This window comes from Mesorhizobium sp. M7A.F.Ca.MR.245.00.0.0 (assembly GCF_003997415.1).
Taxonomy (GTDB): domain Bacteria; phylum Pseudomonadota; class Alphaproteobacteria; order Rhizobiales; family Rhizobiaceae; genus Mesorhizobium.
In genome coordinates, this window is record NZ_RZTE01000130.1 from 1 (window position 1) to 250 (window position 250).

Annotated in this window: 1 protein-coding gene; it reads left to right on the forward strand. The window is 67.6% G+C overall.

Annotated elements, in window-relative coordinates:
* Nucleotides 1-250 (forward strand): 2-oxo acid dehydrogenase subunit E2 (locus EOB80_RS35800; protein WP_245466515.1); only part of this gene is annotated, 250 nt, incomplete at both ends.

Consider the following 250-nt stretch of genomic DNA (forward strand, 5'->3'; position numbering starts at 1 on the left):
GAGGGGGTCGCCTCAGGAGGCGCCGCCCAATTCAGCACCGCCCTGGCGCCGACACCGGTCGAAGCGACCCCACCCGACCGGCCTGTGGCCGGCCACCCTCCCCTCAAGGGGGAGGGGGATGTGCTGCGTCTGTTCGAACAGGGCTCCTACGACTTCGTCCCGCATGACAATATGCGCAAGACCATTGCGCGGCGCCTGGTCGAGGCCAAGACCACCATCCCGCATTTCTACCTGACGCTCGACTGCGAGC